Origin of the sequence: Catenulispora sp. GAS73, from assembly GCF_041262085.1 — a bacterium.
Lineage (GTDB): Bacteria > Actinomycetota > Actinomycetes > Streptomycetales > Catenulisporaceae > Catenulispora.
The window spans coordinates 280,867-301,855 of sequence record NZ_JBGCCM010000006.1 but is presented as its reverse complement, the minus strand read 5'-3'; the positions used below and the strand labels follow the sequence as shown (position 1 = coordinate 301,855).

Genomic DNA, 20,989 nt, shown 5'->3' with positions numbered 1-20,989 from the left:
CCGAGGAGGCGCAGGCAGGTGAGCGCGGGTCAGCGCCGCTTGCCGCTGGGCCGGTTCCGGCCCCGATCCCCACGCACCGGCTGGTTGCGCGGACCGCGCGGCACGTCCCGCGCCGGCTCGCCGGCGCCGGCCGCCTCGAAGTCCTCGGGGTCGCCCGGGTACTCCGCACCCAGCCGGTCGTCCTGCGACGGCACGGCGCTGCGCTCGGCCCGCGCCGCGGCCTTCGCCTGCGTCCCGGACGCCTTGCGCTTCAGCGTGCGCATCTCCGGCTCGCGCTCCTTCAGGTCGGCCAGGATCGGCGTCGCGATGAAGATCGAGGAGTAGGTGCCGACCGCGATACCGACCAGCAGGGCCAGCGCCAGGTCCTGGAGCACGCCCGCGCCGCCGCTGACCACCGTGCCGGCGAACAGCAGCGCCGCCACCGGGATCAGCGCGATCAGCGAGGTGTTCAGCGAGCGGATCAGGGTCTGGTTGACGGCCAGGTTGGCTGCCTGCGTGTAGCTCTGGTCGGTCTTGGTCGTGCCCAGGCCCTTGGTGTTCTCCCGGACCTTGTCGAACACCACGACGGTGTCGTACAGCGAGTAGCCCAGGATCGTCAGGAAGCCGATGACCGTGGCCGGGGAGACCTCGAAGCCGATCAGGGCGTAGATGCCGGCGGTGATCACCAGGTCGTGGATCAGGGCGATGATGCCTGACAGCGCCATCTTCCACTCGTAGAAGACCGCCAGGTACAGCATCACCAGCGCCACGAAGACGATCAGACCCTCGATCGCCTTCTGCGTGATCTCGTGGCCCCAGGAGCCGGAGACCAGCTGCACCGTGACCGCGTCGGGCTTGTCCTTCTGGCCGGCGTCGGTCGCGATCGCCTCGCGCACCTTGGCCAGCTGGTCGCTGCTCAGCGGCGTGGTCTTGACCACCACGTGCCGGCCGTCGGCGCTGTTCGAGGTGTAGACCTGCGGGTCTTTCACGATGGCGCCGACGTGGTCGGTGATGGTCTGGGTGCTGGCCGTGGACGACTTGATGTCGAACTGCGACCCGCCCCGGAAGTCCAGGGTGAAGTTCAGCCCGAAGACCACCAGGGACACGACCGAGATGAGCAGCAGGGCGCCGGAGATGGTGTACCAGCGCTTCTGCTTGCCGATGAAGTCGTAGGCGACCTCGCCGCGGTACAGGCGGTTGCCCCAGCTGTTGTGGGCGGACATCAGGCTTCATTCCCTTCCGCGGAGCCCCGACGGGCGGCGGCACGGCGGTCGACGATCGTCTGGCGGATGCCCGGCGACTTCTTCACGCCCAGGCGGTTGGGGTCCAGCCCGGACCAGGGGTGGCCGTCGTTGAAGAACCTGCGGCGGGCCAGCAGCGTGACGATCGGCTTGGTGAAGGTGAAGACCACCACGATGTCCAGGAGGGTGGTCAGACCCAGGGTGAAGGCGAAGCCCTTCACCGTGCCGACCGAGACCTCGTACAGCACGAAGGCGGCCAGGAAGGACACGAAGTCCGAGGAGATGATGGTGCGCCGGGCCCGGACCCAGCCGTGGTCCACGGCCGTTCGCAGGGTTCTGCCCTCACGGACTTCGTCGCGGAGTCGTTCGAAGAAGATGACGAACGAGTCCGCGGTGATGCCGATCGCGACCACCAGACCCGCGACGCCGGCCAGCGAGAGCCGGAAGCCCATCGCCGGGCCGAGCAGGCTCGCCAGCGAGTAGGTGAGGATCCCGGAGATCAGCAGGGAGGCCACGGCGACCAGCGACAGACCGCGGTAGTAGGCGATCAGGTAGGCGACGACCAGCACCAGGCCGATCCCGCCGGCGACCAGGCCGGCGGTGAGCTGGTTGCCGGCCAGCGAGGCCGAGATCTGCGAGACGTCGCCCTGGTCGAAGGTGATCGGCAGCGCGCCGTACTTCAGCACGTTGGCCAGGTTCTCGGCCTGCTTCTGGGTGAAGGTGCCGGTGATGCGCGCGTTGCCGTCGGTGATCGGGGTCGTCACCGTGGCCGCGCTGTAGACGACGCCGTCCAGGTCCACGGCGAACTCGCCGCCGTTGCCGTTCAGCAGCGTGGTGACGCGGCCGAAGTCCGCGGCGCCCTTGCCGTTGAAGGACAGGTCCACTTCCCACTGGCCGGTCAGGAACGCGTTCTGGCCGCCGGCGGTGACCGCGTTGGCCGAGGCGCTCGTCAGGTCCTTGCCGTCCACGTCCGCCGGCTGGAGCAGGTACGGCACGTGGCTGGTGAAGTCACAGCCGACCGCGAACGCGTTGGCGGGGAACATGCTGCCCAGGTTCGACGGCGGCTTGGTGCAGTCGATGGTCTCGTACAGGAACAGCGTGTTCTGGTCCGGGGTGGTCTGCTTGACCGTGCCGTCCGGCGCGGTGGCCGGGGCGCTCGGGGACGCGCTCGGCGCGGACGGGGCGCCCGAGGACGGGTTCGACGGCGGGGTCGAGGGCGTGGACGCCGAGCTCTTCGAGCTGGCGGTCGCGGTCGCGGTGCCGCTCGGGGAGCTCGGGGTGGTGCTGGGGGTGGCGTCCTTCAGCCCGGAGTCGGCGACCCGGTGCTGGGTGGACGTCGAGGTGCCGGTCGGCGAGGACGGGGTCGAGGGCGTGCTCGACTTCGACGGCGTGGCGCCGCTGCTGCTGCTCTTGGACGAGGGCGTGCTGGACGCCTTGGAGCCGGACCCGGACGGCGTGCCGGACCCGGACGGGCTCGGCGTGGAGGTCTGCGGGGTGTTCGGCGTCAGGCTCTGCCGCAGCGGGACCCCGTACTGGGTGGGGTCGGAGACCACCACACGGAAGTACAGCTTCGCGGTCTGGCCGAGCTCCTTGAGCAGGTCCGAGGAGTTCTTGCCGGGCAGGTCGATCTCGATCGAGTTGTTGCCCTGCTTGGTCACCTGGGCCTCGGACACGCCCTGGCCGTTGACGCGGTTCCGCATGATCTGCAGCGCCGTGTCCATGTCTCCGGAAGCCGGGGTCTTGCCCTGGGCGGTCATGGTCATCGTGGTGCCGCCGGCGAGGTCGATGCCGAGCTGGGGCGTGCGGTGCCCGGTGCCGATCATGGTGCCGACCAGCGCCATGATGACGGCGGCCAGCGCCGTCAGGGGGGTCCATGGGCTCGTCTTGCGGTTCCGGGACCGCGGAGCCTTCGATCCGGCCAAGGGATTCGTCCGTCTCTTCGTGTCGTGTCGTGTCCGGCGACGGCGCGTCGGTCACACCCCACGCCGCCCCGCCACCCGGACCGGGGTTCACGGTCCGTGGCGGCGGTGCGACCTTACAGGTTTTCGGTGAGGAAACCTTTTGCGTTGGCGAGCCAAATCGGGACCGGGGTCACGACTTCGCCGGCTCGGCGTCCTTGACCTCCTCGGCGGAGTCCTCGGAAGCGGCCGGCTCGGTGTCGGACTTCTCGGACTTCGCGGTCTCGGACTCGCCGGTCTCGGCCTTCTCGGCGCCGTCGGCGTCGGCCGGCTTCGCGTCCTGCGCCGGGATGGCGTCCTGGACCGGGACGGCGTCCTGCACGCCGTGCGGGGCGTCGCCGATGCCTCCGGGGGTCGGCGCGTCCTCGGCGTCCTCGTCCTCGGTCGCGTCCTCGTCGTCCAGGATGATGCCGACGATGGCGGGCTTGCCGAACTTGATGCGCGTCCCCGGGGTGGTCTCCACGATGGCCCAGTCGTCACCGACCTCGACGATGGTGCCCATGATCTGGGCCGTGGTCCGCACCTGCGCGCCGGGCTGCAGGTGCTGCAGCATGTCGGACTGCTGCGACCGCGCTCGCTTCTGCGGACGGATCATCATGAAGTAGAACATGGCCCCGATCAGGACGATCCAGATCAGGAAAACGGGAAATCCCATAGGTGTCGCTGGTCCTTGTTGAAGACCGCCGGCGCCGGGCCGGGAGGTCGCTGATGGGCGGTGGGGGGCACCGCCCGACTCGCGGGAGTTTATGCGAGCGGATACGCCCCGAACAACGGTCCGGGGCCTACGGCCGGTTCCCGTGACCCAACGTAGTCGAAATCATCCGGAACTTGTGAACCACGGGAGTCCCCAGGGTCACAAGTCGCCTGGTGGGGACGATGAGACCGGTGATGTGCCGCCGGTTCGCGTGATATGCCCGATATCAAACGGGTATTGACGGCAGCCGCCGGATCAGGGTGCACTGAGCCCGAAATGCGCCCACGCGGCGGCGGTCGCGATCCGCCCCCGCGGCGTCCGCGCCAGCAGGCCCTCGCGCACCAGGAACGGCTCGGCGACCTCCTCGACCGTCTCGGACTCCTCCCCCACCGCCACGGCGAGCGTGGACAACCCGACCGGCCCGCCGCCGAAGAGCTTGAGCAGCGCGTGCAGCACCGCGCGGTCCAGCCGGTCCAGGCCGCGCTCGTCGACCTCGTAGACGTCCAGCGCGGCCTTGGCGATCTCCAGGTTGACCGCGCCGTCGGCCTTCACCTCGGCGTAGTCCCGGACCCGCCGCAGCAGGCGGTTGGCGATACGCGGGGTCCCGCGCGAGCGCCCTGCGAGCTCCTTGGCGCCGTCGGCGTCGATGCGCACGTTCAGCAGCCGGGCCGAGCGGTTGACGACGTGCTCCAGGTCGGCGGCGTCGTAGAACTCCAGGTGCGCGGTGAAGCCGAAGCGGTCGCGCAGCGGCGCCGGCAGCAGCCCGGAGCGCGTGGTGGCGCCGACGAGCGTGAACGGCGGCAGCTCCAGCGGGATGGCGGTGGCCCCGGGACCCTTGCCGACGATGACGTCGACCCGGAAGTCCTCCATCGCCATGTAGAGCATCTCCTCGGCCGGCCGGGACATGCGGTGGATCTCGTCGACGAACAGCACCTCGCCGTCGGCCAGCGAGGACAGGATCGCCGCCAGGTCGCCGGCGTGCTGGATGGCCGGCCCGGAGGTGATCCGGATCGGCACCTGGAGCTCGTTGGCGATGATCATCGACAGCGTGGTCTTGCCCAGCCCGGGCGGTCCGGACAGCAGGATGTGGTCGGGAGCCGCCTCCCGCATCCGCGCCGCGTCCAGCACCAGCGACAGCTGGTCGCGCACCTTCGGCTGCCCGACGAACTCGGCCAGCCGCTTGGGCCGCAGCGCCGCGTCGGCCGCCTGCTCCTCGACGTCGCCGGTGACGGCGGCGCCGGAGACGAGGCGTTCGGTTTCCTGTTCCACGACTACCTACTTCTTCATCGTCCGCAGGGCCGCCTTCAGCAGCGGTCCGAGCTGCACCGTCTGCCCGGCCGCCTCCTGCTCGGCGGCCAGCGGGCTGACCGCGGTGACCGCGTCGTCGGCCTCGCGCGCCGACCAGCCCAGGCCGGTCAGCGCCTCCAACAGCTGGATGCGCCAGGAGCCCAGGCCCGCGCGGCTCCAGCCGTTCTGCGCCTGGCCCGGCACCGCGCCCGTCGGCGGGCCCAGGCGCTCCTTGAGTTCCAGCAGCAGACGCTGCGCGCCCTTCTTGCCGATGCCCGGGACCTGCGTCAGGGCCGCCTCGTCGCCGGTCATGAAGATGGTCCGGAGCGTGTCGGGGGCGTGCACCGACAGCATCGCCTGGGCCACCTTCGGGCCGATGCCGCTGGCGGTCTGCAAGAGCTCGAAGGTGGCGCGCTCGTCGTCGGTGGCGAAGCCGTAGAGGGTCAGCGAGTCCTCGCGGACCACCATGGCGGTGAAGAGCTTGGCCTTCTCGCCGACGCTCAGGGCCGCCAGCGTGCCGGGGCCGCAGTGCACGAGCATGCCGACGCCGCCGACCTCGACCACGGCGCTGGCCGGGTTCACCGCGGCCACCGGGCCGGACACGAAGGCGATCACGCGCCACTCCTCACTGTGCTGTGCTCATAGCTCATAAGTGTGCTCACTGCTGAGTGTGCTCGCCGCTACTCATCACTGCTCACCGCTGCTCACTATTGCTCACCGCTGCTTCGCGATCGCCGCGGCCAGCCGGTTCTGCGCCGTCCCCCGCCAGATGTGGCAGATCGCCAGCGCCGCGGCGTCGGCGGCGTCGGCCGGCTTCGGCGGCTCGGCCAGCCGCAGCACCCGCGCCACCATCGTCGCCACCTGGTCCTTGTCAGCGCGTCCGGATCCGCTGATCGCCGCCTTCACCTCGCTGGGCGTGTGCAGCGCCACCGGCAGCCCGTGCCGCGCGGCCACCAGCATCGCGACCGCGCTGGCCTGCGCGGTGCCCATCACGGTGCTCACGTTGTGCTGGCTGAAGACCCGCTCGACCGCGACCGCCTCGGGGCGGTGCTCGGCGAGCCACGCCTCCAGCCCTTCCTCGATGGCCAGCAGCCGCCGCGAGAGGTCCATGGCCGCCGGGGTGCGGATGACGCCGACCCCGACCAGCGTCAGCGGCCGCCCGGGCGTGCCCTCGACGACCCCCACGCCGCACCGCGTCAGTCCCGGATCGACCCCCAGCACCCGCACGCGCGACCGACCTCGTCTCCTGAAACAGCAGTTCTCTTGTTCAGGGAAGCCTAGTGGCGCGGGGGGACACAATGAGGGAGCCGGGCCCACGCACGCGGATCCGGCTCCCTGCGGCTGCCGCCTTCTCAGGCGTCGATCTTCTCCATGACCTCGTCGGAGACGTCGAAGTTGGCGTAGACGTTCTGCACGTCGTCGCTGTCCTCCAGCGCCTCGATGAGGCGGAACACCTTGCGCGCGCCGTCCTCGTCCAGCTCCACCTGCACCGAGGGCAGGAAGGAGGACTCGGCCGACTCGTAGTCGATCCCAGCGCCCTGCAGCGCGGTGCGCACCGGGATCAGGTCCCCGGCCTCGCTGACCACCTCGAAGGACTCGCCGAGGTCGTTGACCTCCTCGGCGCCGGCCTCCAGCACCGCCAGCAGGATGTCGTCCTCGGTCAGGTCGCCGGCCTTGGGGACGATCACGACACCCTTGCGGGTGAACATGTACGACACCGAGCCCGGGTCGGCCATCGAGCCGCCGTTGCGGGTCATGGCCACCCGGACCTCGGAGGCGGCGCGGTTGCGGTTGTCGGTCAGGCACTCGATCAGCACCGCCACGCCGTTCGGCGCGTAGCCCTCGTACATGATGGTCTGCCAGTCGGCGCCGCCGGCCTCGGCACCGGACCCGCGCTTGACGGCGCGGTCGATGTTGTCGGCCGGGACCGAGTTCTTCTTGGCCTTCTGCACCGCGTCGAAGAGCGTGGGGTTACCCGTCACATCTCCGCCGCCGGTCTTGGCGGCGACTTCGATGTTCTTGATCAGCCGGGCGAACAGCTTGCCGCGCTTGGCGTCGATGACCGCCTTCTTGTGCTTGGTGGTCGCCCATTTGGAGTGGCCGGACATTACCCCTGCTCCCTAACTACGAATTCATTCAGGCTGCGTCGCGGTCGTTCACCATGGCCACGAAGTACTCGTGGACCCGGTGGTCCGCGGTCAGCTCCGGATGGAAGGACGTCGCCAGCAGGTTTCCCTGCCGGACCGCGACGATCCTACCGATAGCCGGGCCACTGGTGACGCGTGCCAGCACCTCGACACCCTCGTCGAGCTCCTCCACCCACGGCGCGCGGATGAAGACGCCGGTCAGTTCTCCGATTCCGTCGAAGCCGATGGGCTCCTCGAAGGACTCGGTCTGCCGCCCGAAGGCGTTGCGCCGCACCGTGATCGGCAGCCCGCCGAAGGTCTCCTGACCGGCGGCGGCGTCGGTGATCCGGTCGGCCAGCATGATCATCCCGGCGCAGGTGCCGAAGGCCGGCATGCCGTCGGCGATCCGCTTGCGCGCCGGGACGAACAGCTCGGCCGTGGTGGCGAGCTTCCACATCGCGGTGGACTCCCCGCCGGGCACGACCAGCGCGTCGACCGCGTCCAGATCCGCCGGGCGGCGCACCAGGGCGGTGGTCGCGCCGATCGCCTTCAGCGACGCGACGTGCTCGCGGAAGTCGCCCTGCAGCGCGAGCACGCCGATCGTCTTGGTCGCCGCCATGCGTTACCAGCCGCGCGAGGCGTAGCGCTGCTCGGCCGGCAGCGTGTCGAGGTTGATGCCGACGATCGCCTCGCCGAGGTTGCGGGAGACCTTGGCGATCACGTCCGGGTCGTCGAAGTTCGTGGTGGCCTCCACGATCGCCTTGGCGCGCTTCTCCGGGTCGCCGGACTTGAAGATGCCGGATCCGACGAACACGCCCTCGGCGCCGAGCTGCATCATCATCGCGGCGTCGGCCGGGGTGGCGATGCCGCCGGCAGTGAACAGCACGACCGGCAGCTTGCCGGTGCGCGCGACCTCCTTGACCAGCTCGTACGGCGCCTGGTGGTTCTTGGCGGCGAGGAACAGCTCGGACTCGTCGAGCGTGGTCAGCCGCTTCATGTCGGCGCGCAGCTGGCGCATGTGCCGGGTGGCCTCCACGACGTTGCCGGTGCCGGCCTCGCCCTTGGAGCGGATCATCGCCGCGCCCTCGGCGATCCGGCGCAGGGCCTCGCCGAGGTTGGTGGCGCCGCAGACGAAGGGGACGGTGAACGCCCACTTGTCGATGTGGTGGGTCTCATCGGCCGGGGTGAGCACCTCGGACTCGTCGATGTAGTCCACGCCGAGCGCCTGCAGCACCTGGGCCTCGACGAAGTGGCCGATCCGGGCCTTGGCCATGACCGGGATCGAGACCTCGGCGATGATGCCGTCGATCATGTCCGGGTCGCTCATCCGGGCCACGCCGCCGTCCTTGCGGATGTCGGCGGGCACCCGCTCCAGCGCCATGACCGCGACCGCGCCGGCGTCCTCGGCGATCCGGGCCTGCTCCGGCGTGACGACGTCCATGATCACGCCGCCCTTGAGCATCTCGGCCATGCCGCGCTTGACGCGGGCGGTACCGATCTCCGGAGCCTGCGCGGTGTTCTCGTTCACGGACACGGATGACCTCACAAGGAAAGGATTATCGGATGAGCGGACTGTTTCCCCCAGCACCATCCTAGAGGGCGCGCAAGTGTGATCCACCTGACAATGTGGCCAGGTCAGGATGCGCGAGTGGACGGTGAGGCGGCTTGCGCCGGATGGGGCACGTCATCATCGCACGTAGGTGACGCCCCTTACACGCAACGCATCCCTTACACCTTACCGCTAGGTGGAGGCCATCCCTCGTAGACCGACGGGCTCCTCGTCGTCCATCTCGAAGGTGTCCGGGAACGGCGCGTGCCCGGCCAGCCGGAACCACCGCACAAGCCGCTGCCGCCGCAGCACCCACGTGACGCGCACGGCGTCGTTGTAGAAGTGCCGCGCCAACTGCACGCGCCGGCAGGAGGAGTCGAGCTCGACCAGCAGCGCGCCCCCGCCGGGCCGCTCCTTGAGCGCGAGGCTCTCCTTGGGGTCTTCGAAGACGTCGCGCAACACCCGCGTCAGGTTGGTCTCAGCGAGGTCGCGCGAGTCGGCGGCGGCATCCCGCGCGGTGTGCGCGGCATCGTCGAGCAGGATCGAAGCGGCCGGATCCAGCAGCCGCGAGGCCGCGAGGTCCAGCGACACCGAAGCGCGCCGGACGAGCTGCGCGTCGAGCGCGGCCCACGCGGCGTCGCGGCGGGTGTGCAGGCGGTCCAGCCGGTTGGCGGTCCAGCTGAGGTAGACGCCGATGAGCAGGACCACCGCTGCGGCGTAGACGAGGACGGACACGGTGGGTCAGCCTAGTGGGCGCGGGGGGTCTGGGGTGGGTGCGCGTCGTTCCCTCAATCCTGCGCGGCCCCGGCCCGGGCCCGATACGCGGCCACCGTCGTGCGGCTCGCGCAGGCGTTGCTGCAGAAGCGCCGCGTGCGGTTGCGCGACTGGTCCACGAAGTGGTTGCCGCAGCCGGCTGCGGCGCAGCGTCCGAGGGTGACGGCCGGGTCGCCGGCGGCGACCAGGGCCAGCTTGGCGGCGACGAGTTGGCCGAGCCAGCGTTCGGCGGGGGTGCCGTTGCGGCTGAAGTGGATGTGCCAGGCGCCGAGGCCGTCGTGGTCGGAGAGGTGCATCTCCGGCGGGTAGTCGCGCAGGAGTTGGTGGACCGCGTCGGGGGCGGTGCCGTCGACGAGTTGGGCCAGCGCCGTGGCGACCAGGTTCGGCAGGCCGCCGTAGGTGCCGTCGGGCGGGGGTGTGACCTCGTGTTCTTCGAAGAAGGCCGCGACCAGTTCGCCGTCCTGGTCCAGGGTGCCGGTGTTGGCCAGCTCGACGGCCAGCCGGGTCACGTTCCCTATGTAGTCACCGTATTGCACTTGACCGCCTACATCATCGATTCCTACTGTAGGCGCCATGATAACTGACACCGCCTACATAGCCCGCCGTCTGCAGCTGCTCGGGGAGTGGGACGCCGCGCTCGCGGTGCCGGCCCCGGACGCCGAGCCCGAGCTGCGCGCCGAGATCGCCGTCGAGCGCTGGCTGTTCCAGTGGACCGGCCACGACGAGGCCGAACAGGCCGTCGCGGCCCTCGACCAGAACACGCCGACAGCCCACCTTCTGCGCGCCCGCCTGGCCTACAGCCGCCTGCTCTTCAACCGCGACCCCCGCCCCGACGACCGCGCTGCCGCCGAGGCCGGCTACCGCGACGCCGTGTGCGACGGCGACGACGCCACGCGCGCCTGGGCGGAGTTCCACTGGGGCTGCCTGCTCGACAACATCGACGGGAACGCGGACGCCGCCGTCCCGCACTTCGAGACAGCGCTCGAATTCAGCGTCAAGCACGGCGACGCGGCCCTGGAGTCGATCGCAATCCGCCACCTGGCGGCGCACAAGGAGCCGGCCGAGCGGATCCGGATGCTGCGACGTTCGCTGAACCTGCGCGCCGCACTGGCGGCCCGGCCGTACGTCGCCGCAGCGCAGGCCACCCTGGCATCCGAGCTGCCCGAGGACGACCCCGAGCGCGCCGAGCTGATCGAGATCTACCTCGCGGCGGCCGAGGAGATGCGGATCCCGTGGCTGCTCGGCGGCCGGACCGGGAGCACCGAGGACTTCGAAGACTGACGGACGGGTGTTGCGACCTCACCACACCGGATACGGCGTCTGCCTGCTCTCGTTCTGGAGCGCCTGAAGAAAGTCCACCATCGCGACCGCGACCGGCGCGTTGCGGGTGAGGATCGCGGCGGCCGTCTTGGGGATCCCGGCAGGAACCTCCTCGCCCCGAGCGTAAGCGCGCAGCCTGGGCTCGCCTTCTCGCCATGACCCGAAAAGCTCGGCGACCAGCCACTGCGCCATATACATAGCCGCATACCGCCGGTCGTAGTCCTGGTGCCGCTCGAAGAACGCGGACTCCTCCCGCGACAGCTCGAACCGGGAGGAGACCGCCAGCCCGTAGTCCGCGAAGAACAGGCGCCGGCCGTCGGTGAGGATGTTCTGAAAATGGGCGTCGAAGTGCAACAGGCCGCGGCTGTTCATGAACGCCAGGCCCTCCTCCAGGACCCGCTCCACCATCGCGCAGGCCTGATCGGCGGTCTCGCCCCCGGCGCCCATCCGCTCGCGGAGCCACTGGAACACGTTCTGCGGGATGTGCTCCAGAAACAGCGCGATGCTCGCAGAGGCGTCCCGCAGTTCCTCGACGCGACGCCGCACCTGCGATCCGCCGCCCCAGAAAGCGACGGTGGCGTCGACATCGGCCAGTTCCTCAGGCAGCGGCGCCGAATCGGGCAAAATCCGCCAGTGGTACATCAGCGGGAAGCCTTCGTAGTCACCGGCGAGTACCCAGTCGGTGGTCATCTCCTGCACGGCCAGCTCCCGCCACGCCCCGAAGCCCGGACCGCCGATGCCGTAGTGGCAGAACGGCGGCAGCTCGAACAGGTTCGCCGTGGACCGGACGTTCTCGGGCCGCCGTTCCAGATCGGTCAGCGGCACCCGCTTGACGAACACCGGCGTCCCGGCGACCTCCAGCCGCACCGTCTTCCCGCCGATACCCGCCCCGATCGGCGCCGCCGCGTCCAAGGCCCGCTGCAACTCCCGGTCGCTGAGCCGCGCCAGGGATGTCGAGACGGCAGAGTACGCGGCCGACCGCGCGGCGAGGGACACCCTCAGGGCTCCAGCACCTCGCGCGCCCCCAAAGCCTCGACCGCCGCCTCCGCCTCCGCGGCCCGCGCCAGCGAAGCCGCGTCGGTCGTCACCATCTCGTACACCGCCAGCAGGTCCGCTGCGACCACCGACCAGTCGTACCGGCGCACCGCCAGCGCCGCGGCCTCCGACAGGCGGGCGCGCTCGGTGGCGTCGTCGAGGAGTTCGATCGCGTCCTTCGCCAGTGCGTGCGCGTCGCCGGTCGGGAACAGCCGGCCCAGGGCGCCGCCCTGCAGGACCAGCCCGAACGCGTCCAGGTCGCTGGCCAGGACCGGGGCTCCGGCGGACATCGCCTCGACCAGGATGATGCCGAAGCTCTCGCCGCCGAGGTTGGGGGCCACGTAGACGTCCACACTCGACAGCAGCCGGGCCTTGTCCTCGTCGGAGAGGCGGCCCAGGAACTCCACCTGGCCGCGGACCGCGTCCGGCAGGAAGGCCGCGACCTCGTCGATGTCGCCGCCGCCGAGGACCAGCAGGCGGACTCCGGGGCGGGCGGCGGCGATCTCCGGGAACGCCTCCAGCAGCGTCGCCAGGCCCTTGCGGGACTCGTTGATGCGCCCGATGAAGGCCAGCGTGCCGCCCTGGCCGGGCTGCGTCTGCCACTCCGCCTTGGGCTCGGCGCGCTCGTAGAAGCCGACGTCCACGCCGTTCGGGATCACCACCGCGTCGCCGCCCAGGTGCTCCACCAGGGTGCGGCGCGCGTATTCGGACACGGCGATGCGGGCGCTGATCTTCTCCAGCGTCGGCTGCAGGATCGGGTACGCGACCGTCATCGCGCGCGAGCGCGGGTTGGCCGTGTGGAAGGTGGCGACGATGGGGCCGGACCCGGCCCAGCACGCCAGCATCGACAGGCTCGGCGAGGACGGCTCGTGGACGTGCAGCACGTCGAACGCCCCGTCGTGCAGCCAGCGCCGCACCCGCGCGGCGGACAGGAAGCCGAAGTTCACGCGCGCCACCGAGCCGTTGTACGGCACCGGCACCGCGCGCCCGGCGTGCGTGACGTACTCCGGCAGCGAGGCCTCGTCGTCGGCCGGGGCCAGCACCGAGACCTCGTGGCCCAGCCGGATCAGGTGCACGGCCAGGTCCCGGACGTGGTTCTGCACGCCGCCGGGGATGTCCCACGCGTAGGGGCAGACCACGCCGATCTTCACGACGCCTCCTCGGAAGAGGACGCAGAGGATTCAGAGGGCGGTTCAGGGGTCGAGTCAGTCGATTCAGAGGACTCAGAAGCCGACGACTCGGCCGGCTTCGGCTTCGGCGCCTTCGCCGGGTCCAGATCGGCGAGGAAGAACTTCTGCATCATGTGCCAGTCCGCCGGATGCGCCGCGATCCCCTCGGCGTAGTTGTCCGCGAGCTGCTGGCACATGACGGCCACCTTCTCCGGCCGCTTCCCGTCCTCCGGAACCGGAATCTCCGGCCGCACCCTTATGCTCATCCGTCCATACGACGGGTACCACAGCTGCACCGGCAGCAGCACCGCCCCGGTCTGCACCGCGAGCGCCGCCGGCCCCGCCGCGATCCGCGTGGCCTCGCCGAACATCGTCACCTGCGCGCCGTTGGCGCTCAGGTCGCGGTCGGCGACCAGCGCGACGCCCTTGCCGGCCCGCAGCCGCCGGGCCAGCGTGCCGAACACCGACGGGCCGCCGTCGTGCGGCAGCACCTCCATGCCCAGGCCGCGCCGGTAGTCCAGGAACTTCTCCGCGACCGACTCCGGCTTCAGGTGCTCGGCGACGGTGGTGAAGCCCTCGCCCATGAAGTTCACCAGCCACACCCCGGCGTGGTCGTAGTTGCCGGTGTGCCCCAGCGCCATGATCACGCCGCGCCCGGAGGCCAGGGCCTCCTTCAAACGCCCTATGTCCTCGGGCGGGAAGTCGACGCTGTCCATGATCCGCGCACGGCTCCACGTCGGGATGCGGAACTGTTCGCAGTACTGCCGCAACGCCGAGCGCACCGCCCGGCGCGACACCGCGCGCAGCTGCGCCTCCGGCGTGTCCTTGCCGAGCACGCGCAGCAGGTTCTTCTCCAGCTGCCGCACCTGCCTGCCCTGCCGGGACCACAGACGGTCGGCGATGAAGTCGAACAGCCGGTACGCGGTGCGCTCCGGCAGCATCTTCACTATCGCCCACGCCGCGCCGTAGCCCCAGCTGACGACCCGGTCCTTCACACTCCCCGCGTTACCCGCGCTGCCTGAGCTCACGCGACCGCCTCCCCCTTGAGCAGTACCTTGCGAACCAGCAGCACCCGCTGCACCAGCGTGACCAACGACCCGATGGCGATGGCCCAGAGCGTGACCGCCTGGATGTACGGCACGCCCAGCCCCGACAGCCCAGTCGCCACCAGCGACCCGACCAGCCGCTCGCTGCGCTCGACATAGCCGACGTTGGCGTTCACCCCGAGCCCCTCGGCGCGGGCCCGCGCGTAGGACACCACCGCGCCCAGCGCCATGATCGCGAGACAGAGCCCGAACATCACCGGCTGGTTCCCGCCCCGGGCGAACCAGTACGCGAGGCCGCCGAAGATCGCGGCGTCCCCGAGCCGGTCCAGCGTGGAGTCCCAGAACGCCCCGAACTTGTCGGTGCGCTCCAGGATGCGCGCCATGGTGCCGTCGACCAGGTCCGAGAACACGAAGGCGGTGATGACCACCGTCCCGACGAAGAAGGAGCCACGCGGATAGAAGCACAGCGCACCGGCGATCACGCCGAGCGTGCCGACCAGCGTCACCGCGTCCGGACTGATCCCGATCTTCAGGAAGAACTTCGCAGTCGGGGTGAAGACGGCGGTGAAGAAGGCACGCGCGTAACGGTTGAGCATGACCGTCCAAAAATCGGGTACGTGGGGTCGGTGGGGCGTCTGTTCCGCGGCCAGCCGACCGCGAGGCCATCATAGGGGTCCGGCCGCTCCCACCGACCCTCGGTGGCCCGGTTGGTTTCTTTGTACCCGGGTCCCCGCAACAGGTCATCACCCCTGGTCGGACCCCGTCTCACCACCCCGATCCAGGGCCTGGTTGAGCGCTGAGACAGTGGCCCGCACCATCGCCGTGAGCACCGAGGTGTCCATTCCGACGCCCCAGACCTCGCGGCCGTCGACCCGGCAGCGGAGGTAGCAGGCCGCCACCGCGTCGGCGCCCTCGGAGACCGCGTGTTCGGAGTAGTCGAGGATGTCGAAGCCGATCCCCGCCTTGCCCCACGCCACAGTCAGCGCCGACAGCGGCCCGTTCCCGGACCCCGACACCGGGATCACGGATCCGTCCGCGGTGACCACCGTCGCCGCGACCCGGTGGCCGCCGTCGGCGAGCTCGGCGAACGCCGGCTCGGTCAGCTTCCACGCGCCGTCCTCCCCCGGCACCACATATGTCGTCCGGAACAGCTCCCACAGGTCCTGCGGCGACATCTCGCGGCCGTGCTCGTCGGTGGCCCGCTGCACCACCTCCGAGAAGCCCGGCCGGAAGTCCCGCGGCAGGTCGACGCCGTAGTGCGTGCGCAGCAGGTAGGCCATCCCGCCCTTGCCGGACTGGCTGTTGACCCGGATCACGCCCTTGTAGCCGCGCCCGACGTCGGCCGGGTCGATCGGCAGGTAGGGCACGTCCCACGGCGCCCGGCTCTCCGGCACCCCCAGCTCCGCGGCCTGCGCGGCGTGGTGCGCCATGCCCTTGCTGATGGCGTCCTGGTGGGTGCCGGAGAACGCGGTGTAGACGAGGTCGCCGACGTAGGGGTGCCGGATGTGGACCGGGAGGCGGTTGCACTCCTCGACCACGGCCCGGATCGCGTCGATGTCGGAGAAGTCGACCATCGGGTCCACGCCCTGCGCGTGCAGGTTCAGCCCCAGCGTGACCAGGTCGACGTTGCCGGTGCGCTCGCCGTTGCCGAGCAGGCAGCCCTCGACGCGCTGCGCCCCGGCCAGCACGGCCAGCTCGGCGCAGGCCACGCCGGTGCCGCGGTCGTTGTGCGGGTGCACGGAGAGGATGACGTGCTCGCGGCGGGCCAGGTGGCGGCTCATGTACTCGATCTGGTCGGCGTAGACGTTCGGGGTGGCGACCTCGACCGTGGCCGGCAGGTTGTGCACCACCGGACGGTCGGCGCAGGCGTCCCAGATCTCGGTGACGCGGTCGCAGACCTCGATGACGTAGTCGGGCTCGGTCAGGTTGAACACCTCGGGCGAGAACTCGAAGCGCGTCCTTCCGGCAGCCGGACCACGCTGGTCCGCGAGCTTCGCGACCAGCTCGGCGGCGTCCTCGATCAGCGCCCTGACCTCGCCGCGGCTTCCGCGCAGCACCAGGTCACGCCAGGCGGGAGCGGTCGCGGTGTAGAGGTGGACCAGCACGTTCGGCAGGCCCTCGACCGAGGCGAACGTCCGTTCGATCAGCTCGGGCTTGGCCGGGGTGAAGACGGAGATCGTGACGTCCTCGGGGATGGCTCCCTCCTGATACCGGGCGGCCAGCGAACGCACGAAATCGAAGTCGGTCTGACTGGATGAGGGGTAGGCGACCTCGATCTCCTTGTAGCCCATGCGCAGGAAGAGGTCGAACATCTTGGTCTTGCGCTCGGTGTCCATCGGCTCGGCCAGCGCCTGGTTGCCGTCGCGCAGGTCCACCGGGACCCAGAGCGGCGCGGCTTCGAATCGGCGGTCGGGCCACGTGCGTTCGGTGAGCGGGACTTCAACCCGCTCGAAGACGCTCCGGTAGCGGTGCGAGGGCATCGGGCTGGGCTGCTGCGGGTTCCACGGCGTCGGCCGAGCTGGGGTCGTCATGCCTCGGAAGGCTAGCACTCCTCAGACAAGCTGAGCACCTGAGTTGCAGAGCGGAGCCCGGGGTCTCGGCACAGCGGTGGTAGAACTGGCCCCGTGACCCTCCGATCGATCCAGCCCACCCCGCTCGTCGAGCAGGCCGCCGCGCAGCTGCGCGAGCAGATCACCGGCGGGGCCTGGCCGGTCGGCACCAAACTCCCCGGCGAGACCACGCTGGCCGCCTCGCTCGGCGTCGGCCGCTCCACGGTCCGCGAGGCGATCCGTGCGCTGGCCGGCGAGGGGCTGCTCCAGCCGCGGCAGGGTGCCGGGGTGTTCGTCCTGGCCACCGAGTCGCGGACGGACCTGGCCGACCACCTGCGCAAAGCCTCGCTGGCCGACCTCTACGAGGTCCGGATGATGATCGAGACGCGCGCCGCGCGCCTGGCCGCCGAACGCCGCACCCCGGCCGACGCCGCCGCGCTGGAGGCCGCGCTGGAGCGCCGGACGCGGGCCGCCCGACGGTCGGACGAGGAGTTCGTCGAGGCCGACGTCGCCCTGCACACGGCTGTCGTGGCGGCGGCCGGGAACCCGGTGCTCACCGCCCTGTTCGAGCAGTTCGTCCCGACCCTGCGCGAAGCACTGGCCGACCTGGTGCGGCGCAGCGGCCGCGCCGACGAGAACCTCGGGCACGCCGCGCACGCCGCCCTGGTCGCCGCGGTCGCCGAGGGCAACCCGGACCGTGCCGAGACCGTGGTCTCCGAGGAGATCGCCTCGACTCCCCTGCGCCGGGTCCTCTGAGCAAGCCGTGAGCAGCCCGTGAACCGCTCGGGCCCCGCCCCCTTGTGGCATGTCGCATATAGGAGTTGGCTGCAAGGAACAGCCGGGTAACGAAGTATGTACAGCTGGTACAACCGCTACCCCAGTGTCATGACAAGATCGGCTCCGGCTCAGAGAAGAGCCGCCCTGACACAGGAAAAGGAGCACGCTCGATGGCAGACAAATCAGGCGGACAGGGCGGCCACGCCGGGGCCGCCGGCAGGGTGACGACGCCCTCCCGGCCCGAGCAGATCCGGAACGTGGTCCTGGTCGGCCACACCGGGGCCGGCAAGACCACCCTCGCCGAGTCGCTGTTGGCCGCCACCGGCGCGGTGAACCGCCCCGGCCGGGTCGAGGAGGGCACCACCGTCACCGACTTCGACGAGGTCGAGCAGCGGCAGCAGCGCTCGGTCGCGCTGGCGCTGGCCCCGGTGGAGTTCGAGGGGATCAAGATCAACCTGCTGGACGCCCCGGGCTACGCCGACTTCGTCGGCGACCTGCGCGCCGGACTGCGGGCCGCGGACGCCGCGCTGTTCGTCGTGTCGGCCGCCGACGGAGTCGACGGCTCCACGCGCCTGCTGTGGGAGGAGTGCGCGGCGGTCGGGATGCCGCGCGCCGTGGTCGTGACCAAGCTGGACTCGGCGCGCGCCGACTTCGACGAGATGGTGCTGATCTGCCAGCGCATCTTCGGCGACGGCGTGCAGCCGCTCTACCTGCCGCTGCTGGACGACGAGGAGCACGTCGGCGGCGTCATCGGGCTGCTGTCCCAGCGGATCTTCGAGTACGCCGACGGCGAGCGCACCGAGCGGGACGCGGAGGAGGCGCACCGCGAGGGCGTGGAGAACGCCCGCAACGCCCTGATCGAGGGGATCATCGCCGAGAGCGAGGACGAGACCCTCATGGACCGCTATCTGGGCGGCGAGGACCTGGACGTCGACGTGCTGATCGACGACCTGGAGAAGGCGGTGGCCCGCGGCTCGTTCTACCCGGTGCTCCCCTACTCGGCGATCGCCTCCGGGACCGTCGCCACGCCCCCGGCGCTGGGCTCGATCGAGCTGCTGGAGCTGATGACCAAGGCGTTCCCCTCGCCGCTGGAGCACGAGGTGCCGCCGGTGACCACGCCGGAGGGCAAGCCGAAGGGGCCGCTGGCCTGCGACCCGGAGGGGCCGCTGGTGGCCGAGGTGGTGAAGACCTCGACCGACCCCTATGTCGGGCGGATCAGCCTGGTGCGGGTGTTCTCCGGCACGCTGCGCCCCGACGTCCCGGTGCACGTCTCCGGGCACGGCCAGGAGGCCCGCGGCCACGCCGACCACGACGTCGACGAGCGCGTCGGCGCGCTGTCCAGCCCGCTGGGCAAGGTGCAGCGCGGGATCGACGCCGGGATCGCCGGGGACATCGTCGCGGTGGCCAAGCTGCTGCACGCCGAGAGCGGCGACACGCTGTCCGGCAAGGACGACCCGATGCTGATCGAGCAGTGGCTGATGCCGGACCCGCTGCTGCCGATCGCGATCCGCGCGCACGCCAAGAGCGACGAGGACAAGCTGTCGCAGTCGCTGTCCCGGCTGGTCGCCGAGGACGCCACGCTGCGCCTGGAGATGAACCCCGAGACCCGGCAGCTGGTGCTGTGGTGCATGGGCGAGGCGCACATGGACCTGGTCCTGGACCGGCTGAAGAACAAGTTCGGCGTGGCCGTGGACACCGTCTCGCACCGCATCTCGCTGCGCGAGACCTTCGGCGGCGCGGCCAAGGGCCACGGCCGGCACGTCAAGCAGTCCGGCGGCCACGGCCAGTACGCCATCTGCGACATCGAGGTCACCCCGCTCCCGTCCGGCAGCGGCTTCGAGTTCGTGGACAAGGTGGTCGGCGGTGCCGTCCCCCGCAACTTCATCCCGTCGGTGGAGAAGGGCGTGCGGGCGCAGATGGAGCGCGGCGTGGCGGCCGGCTATCCGGTGATCGACCTGCGCGTGACGCTGTACGACGGCAAGGCCCACTCGGTGGACTCCAGCGACATGGCCTTCCAGACCGCCGGCGCGCTGGCCCTGAAGGACGCCGCGGCCAAGACCAGCATCCTGCTGCTGGAGCCGGTGGACAGCCTGGAGATCCAGGTCGCCGACGAGTACGTGGGCGCGATCATGGGCGACCTGTCGTCGCGGCGCGGCCGGGTGTCGGGCTCCGAGCCCGGCGACAACGGCCGGACGGTGATCCGCGCCGACGCCCCGGAGGTGGAGATCGCGCGCTACGCGATCGAGTTGCGCTCGCTGTCGCACGGGACCGGGACGTTCACCCGCAACTACCTGGGGCACGAGCCGATGCCGCCGCAGCTGGCGACGAAGGTGAAGGCGGAGGTCGAACAGGAGGAGTGAGGACTCTGTCGTCCGACTCCGTGAGGACAAAAGAGCCCCGCCGGAACTTTCCCGGCGGGGCTCTTCAGGGTTGTGTGGCGTCTCAGACCGACGCGCTCTCACGCGGCGCCGGCGGCAGCGCGCAAGCAGCCGTGCCTCCGGGCATCCGCTGGCGGTTGTTCGCGATCAGGCGGTACACACCGGCCGCGACCCAGCGGATCGGCGGCATGCGCAGCGCCCAGCCCGCCGCGGCGTAGATCCCGCCGGCGGTAAGCAAAAGGCGCGCAACCGCCTGCGCGCCTCCATGGATCCGCCCTGTCGGGTCCACCAACAATAGTTCGTGGTTGGCCCGCTCCGCGGTTGTCCCGTATGACGCGAGGTCTGTGAACTGGTAAGCCGTCACCTCCGCTTTTATCGGGAGGCGCTTGAGGACGTTGACCGAGCGCGTGCAGAAGCCACAGTCTCCGTCGAAGATTAGAACCGGCTTGGGGAAGCTGCCCTCGTCCATACCCTCAGTCTACGGGCCACTCATCCGCCAACAGCTTGCGGGTTTCCCCTAACAGCTGCGGCAGCACCTTCGTGTGCCCGACGACCGGCATGAAGTTCGTGTCCCCGCCCCAGCGTGGGACCACGTGCTGATGCAGGTGCGCGGCGATGCCCGCACCTGCGACGTCGCCCTGGTTCATGCCGATGTTGAAGCCCTGCGCGCCGGAGGCCGCGCGCACCGCGGTCATCGCGCGCTTCGTGAAGTCCGCGAGCTCGGCGGTCTCCGGGAGGGTCAGGTCTGTGTAGTCCGCCACATGCCGGTACGGGACGACCATCAGGTGCCCGCCGTTGTAGGGGTACAGGTTCAGCACCGCGTAGACCAGCTCGCCGCGGGCGATGATCAGTCCGTCCTCGTCGCTCAGCGACGGGATGCGGCAGAACGGGTCCTCCCCGGCCGCCGGACCGGTCGGCTTGTTCTCGCCCTTGATGTACGCCATGCGGTGCGGTGTCCACAACCGCCGGAAGCCGTCCGGCTCCCCCACGCCGTCCTGCGCCCGAAGGTCGGGCGCCTGGTTCGGGTCGCTGGGCGAATCGGGCATGGTCATGACACGAAGCTTAGGCGGTGCCGCTTTCGGGACGGAATAGCGCCCTGAGGACCGT

General features: G+C 70.6%; 21 protein-coding genes. 3 read left to right on the top strand and 18 right to left on the bottom strand.

Annotation, left to right across the window (positions count from 1 at the left end):
- Window positions 1-29: 29 nt before the first annotated feature.
- The 11 genes from secF to ABH935_RS11695 form a co-directional block, all read right to left on the bottom strand.
- Window positions 30-1,202, bottom strand: a complete 1,173-nt coding sequence (gene secF / locus ABH935_RS11745; RefSeq protein ID WP_370377862.1) for a protein translocase subunit SecF — start codon at window positions 1,200-1,202, stop codon at window positions 30-32.
- Window positions 1,202-3,142 carry a protein translocase subunit SecD gene (gene secD, locus ABH935_RS11740; protein ID WP_370377861.1) on the bottom strand — a complete coding sequence of 647 codons (1,941 nt, stop codon included), beginning with the start codon at window positions 3,140-3,142 and terminating at the stop codon, window positions 1,202-1,204. The genes secF and secD overlap by 1 nt, the downstream gene beginning before the upstream one ends.
- Window positions 3,143-3,311: 169 nt before the next feature.
- Window positions 3,312-3,833: a preprotein translocase subunit YajC gene (gene yajC / locus ABH935_RS11735; protein ID WP_370377860.1), complete on the bottom strand. Its 522-nt coding sequence runs from the start codon at window positions 3,831-3,833 to the stop codon at window positions 3,312-3,314.
- Window positions 3,834-4,127: 294 nt separating this feature from the next.
- Window positions 4,128-5,141: a Holliday junction branch migration DNA helicase RuvB gene (gene ruvB / locus ABH935_RS11730; RefSeq protein WP_370377859.1), complete on the bottom strand. Its 1,014-nt coding sequence runs from the start codon at window positions 5,139-5,141 to the stop codon at window positions 4,128-4,130.
- A 6-nt stretch (window positions 5,142-5,147) separates the two neighbouring features.
- The gene (gene ruvA / locus ABH935_RS11725; RefSeq protein WP_370377858.1) at window positions 5,148-5,774 is read right to left on the bottom strand and encodes a Holliday junction branch migration protein RuvA; all 627 of its coding nucleotides are present in this window, start codon (window positions 5,772-5,774) and stop codon (window positions 5,148-5,150) included.
- 99 nt (window positions 5,775-5,873) lie between these two features.
- Window positions 5,874-6,386: a crossover junction endodeoxyribonuclease RuvC gene (gene ruvC, locus ABH935_RS11720; protein ID WP_370377857.1), complete on the bottom strand. Its 513-nt coding sequence runs from the start codon at window positions 6,384-6,386 to the stop codon at window positions 5,874-5,876.
- A 125-nt stretch (window positions 6,387-6,511) separates the two neighbouring features.
- Window positions 6,512-7,267, bottom strand: coding sequence for a YebC/PmpR family DNA-binding transcriptional regulator (locus ABH935_RS11715; protein ID WP_370377856.1), 756 nt, complete (start codon window positions 7,265-7,267; stop codon window positions 6,512-6,514).
- Window positions 7,268-7,295: 28 nt separating this feature from the next.
- A complete protein-coding gene (pdxT, locus tag ABH935_RS11710; protein ID WP_370377855.1) occupies window positions 7,296-7,904 on the bottom strand; it encodes a pyridoxal 5'-phosphate synthase glutaminase subunit PdxT in 609 nt (202 codons plus the stop codon).
- Between the two features lie 3 nt (window positions 7,905-7,907).
- Window positions 7,908-8,819, bottom strand: coding sequence for a pyridoxal 5'-phosphate synthase lyase subunit PdxS (pdxS, locus tag ABH935_RS11705; protein ID WP_370354622.1), 912 nt, complete (start codon window positions 8,817-8,819; stop codon window positions 7,908-7,910).
- A 207-nt stretch (window positions 8,820-9,026) separates the two neighbouring features.
- Window positions 9,027-9,569, bottom strand: coding sequence for a hypothetical protein (locus ABH935_RS11700; protein WP_370354623.1), 543 nt, complete (start codon window positions 9,567-9,569; stop codon window positions 9,027-9,029).
- A 53-nt stretch (window positions 9,570-9,622) separates the two neighbouring features.
- A complete protein-coding gene (locus tag ABH935_RS11695; RefSeq protein WP_370377854.1) occupies window positions 9,623-10,144 on the bottom strand; it encodes a CGNR zinc finger domain-containing protein in 522 nt (173 codons plus the stop codon).
- A 37-nt stretch (window positions 10,145-10,181) separates the two neighbouring features.
- Between ABH935_RS11695 and ABH935_RS11690 the strand changes: the two genes are divergently transcribed.
- Window positions 10,182-10,889: a hypothetical protein gene (locus ABH935_RS11690; protein ID WP_370377853.1), complete on the top strand. Its 708-nt coding sequence runs from the start codon at window positions 10,182-10,184 to the stop codon at window positions 10,887-10,889.
- An 18-nt stretch (window positions 10,890-10,907) separates the two neighbouring features.
- On the opposite strand, the gene ABH935_RS11685 is transcribed toward ABH935_RS11690, so the two are convergent.
- The 5 genes from ABH935_RS11685 to leuA form a co-directional block, all read right to left on the bottom strand.
- Complete coding sequence (locus tag ABH935_RS11685) at window positions 10,908-11,924, bottom strand: protein kinase family protein (RefSeq protein WP_370377852.1); 1,017 nt, start codon at window positions 11,922-11,924, stop codon at window positions 10,908-10,910.
- A 2-nt stretch (window positions 11,925-11,926) separates the two neighbouring features.
- A complete protein-coding gene (locus tag ABH935_RS11680; RefSeq protein ID WP_370377851.1) occupies window positions 11,927-13,114 on the bottom strand; it encodes a glycosyltransferase family 4 protein in 1,188 nt (395 codons plus the stop codon).
- Window positions 13,111-14,073: a phosphatidylinositol mannoside acyltransferase gene (locus ABH935_RS11675; RefSeq protein ID WP_370377971.1), complete on the bottom strand. Its 963-nt coding sequence runs from the start codon at window positions 14,071-14,073 to the stop codon at window positions 13,111-13,113. The genes ABH935_RS11680 and ABH935_RS11675 overlap by 4 nt, the downstream gene beginning before the upstream one ends.
- Before the next feature lie 83 nt (window positions 14,074-14,156).
- A complete protein-coding gene (gene pgsA / locus ABH935_RS11670; protein ID WP_370377850.1) occupies window positions 14,157-14,774 on the bottom strand; it encodes a phosphatidylinositol phosphate synthase in 618 nt (205 codons plus the stop codon).
- 147 nt (window positions 14,775-14,921) lie between these two features.
- Entirely contained in the window at window positions 14,922-16,709 is a 1,788-nt protein-coding gene (gene leuA, locus ABH935_RS11665) for a 2-isopropylmalate synthase (protein ID WP_370377849.1), read from the bottom strand.
- 93 nt (window positions 16,710-16,802) lie between these two features.
- On the opposite strand from leuA, the gene ABH935_RS11660 reads away from it, so the two are divergent.
- Together ABH935_RS11660 and ABH935_RS11655 are read left to right on the top strand one after the other, a co-directional pair.
- Window positions 16,803-17,483, top strand: a complete 681-nt coding sequence (locus tag ABH935_RS11660) for a FadR/GntR family transcriptional regulator (RefSeq protein WP_370377848.1) — start codon at window positions 16,803-16,805, stop codon at window positions 17,481-17,483.
- Between the two features lie 191 nt (window positions 17,484-17,674).
- Window positions 17,675-19,864, top strand: coding sequence for an elongation factor G-like protein EF-G2 (locus ABH935_RS11655; RefSeq protein WP_370377847.1), 2,190 nt, complete (start codon window positions 17,675-17,677; stop codon window positions 19,862-19,864).
- Between the two features lie 82 nt (window positions 19,865-19,946).
- On the opposite strand, the gene ABH935_RS11650 is transcribed toward ABH935_RS11655, so the two are convergent.
- Both ABH935_RS11650 and ABH935_RS11645 read right to left on the bottom strand, forming a co-directional pair.
- On the bottom strand, window positions 19,947-20,351 hold the full coding sequence (locus ABH935_RS11650; RefSeq protein WP_370377846.1) for a thiol-disulfide oxidoreductase DCC family protein: 405 nt from the start codon (window positions 20,349-20,351) through the stop codon (window positions 19,947-19,949).
- A 4-nt stretch (window positions 20,352-20,355) separates the two neighbouring features.
- Window positions 20,356-20,934 carry an HIT domain-containing protein gene (locus ABH935_RS11645; protein WP_370377845.1) on the bottom strand — a complete coding sequence of 193 codons (579 nt, stop codon included), beginning with the start codon at window positions 20,932-20,934 and terminating at the stop codon, window positions 20,356-20,358.
- Between the last annotated feature and the right edge of the window lie 55 nt (window positions 20,935-20,989).

Excerpts from the sequence above, each read along its gene's own strand:
- ABH935_RS11655 (WP_370377847.1), top strand. The coding sequence starts at position 17,675 with ATGGCAGACAAATCAGGCGGACAGGGCGGCCACGCCGGGGCCGCCGGC.
- yajC (WP_370377860.1), bottom strand. The coding sequence starts at position 3,833 with ATGGGATTTCCCGTTTTCCTGATCTGGATCGTCCTGATCGGGGCCATG.
- leuA (WP_370377849.1), bottom strand. The coding sequence starts at position 16,709 with ATGACGACCCCAGCTCGGCCGACGCCGTGGAACCCGCAGCAGCCCAGC.
- ABH935_RS11690 (WP_370377853.1), top strand. The coding sequence starts at position 10,182 with ATGATAACTGACACCGCCTACATAGCCCGCCGTCTGCAGCTGCTCGGG.
- pdxT (WP_370377855.1), bottom strand. The coding sequence starts at position 7,904 with ATGGCGGCGACCAAGACGATCGGCGTGCTCGCGCTGCAGGGCGACTTC.
- ABH935_RS11645 (WP_370377845.1), bottom strand. The coding sequence starts at position 20,934 with ATGACCATGCCCGATTCGCCCAGCGACCCGAACCAGGCGCCCGACCTT.
- ABH935_RS11675 (WP_370377971.1), bottom strand. The coding sequence starts at position 14,073 with ATGCTGCCGGAGCGCACCGCGTACCGGCTGTTCGACTTCATCGCCGAC.
- ABH935_RS11715 (WP_370377856.1), bottom strand. The coding sequence starts at position 7,267 with ATGTCCGGCCACTCCAAATGGGCGACCACCAAGCACAAGAAGGCGGTC.
- ABH935_RS11650 (WP_370377846.1), bottom strand. The coding sequence starts at position 20,351 with ATGGACGAGGGCAGCTTCCCCAAGCCGGTTCTAATCTTCGACGGAGAC.
- pgsA (WP_370377850.1), bottom strand. The coding sequence starts at position 14,774 with ATGCTCAACCGTTACGCGCGTGCCTTCTTCACCGCCGTCTTCACCCCG.
- secF (WP_370377862.1), bottom strand. The coding sequence starts at position 1,202 with ATGTCCGCCCACAACAGCTGGGGCAACCGCCTGTACCGCGGCGAGGTC.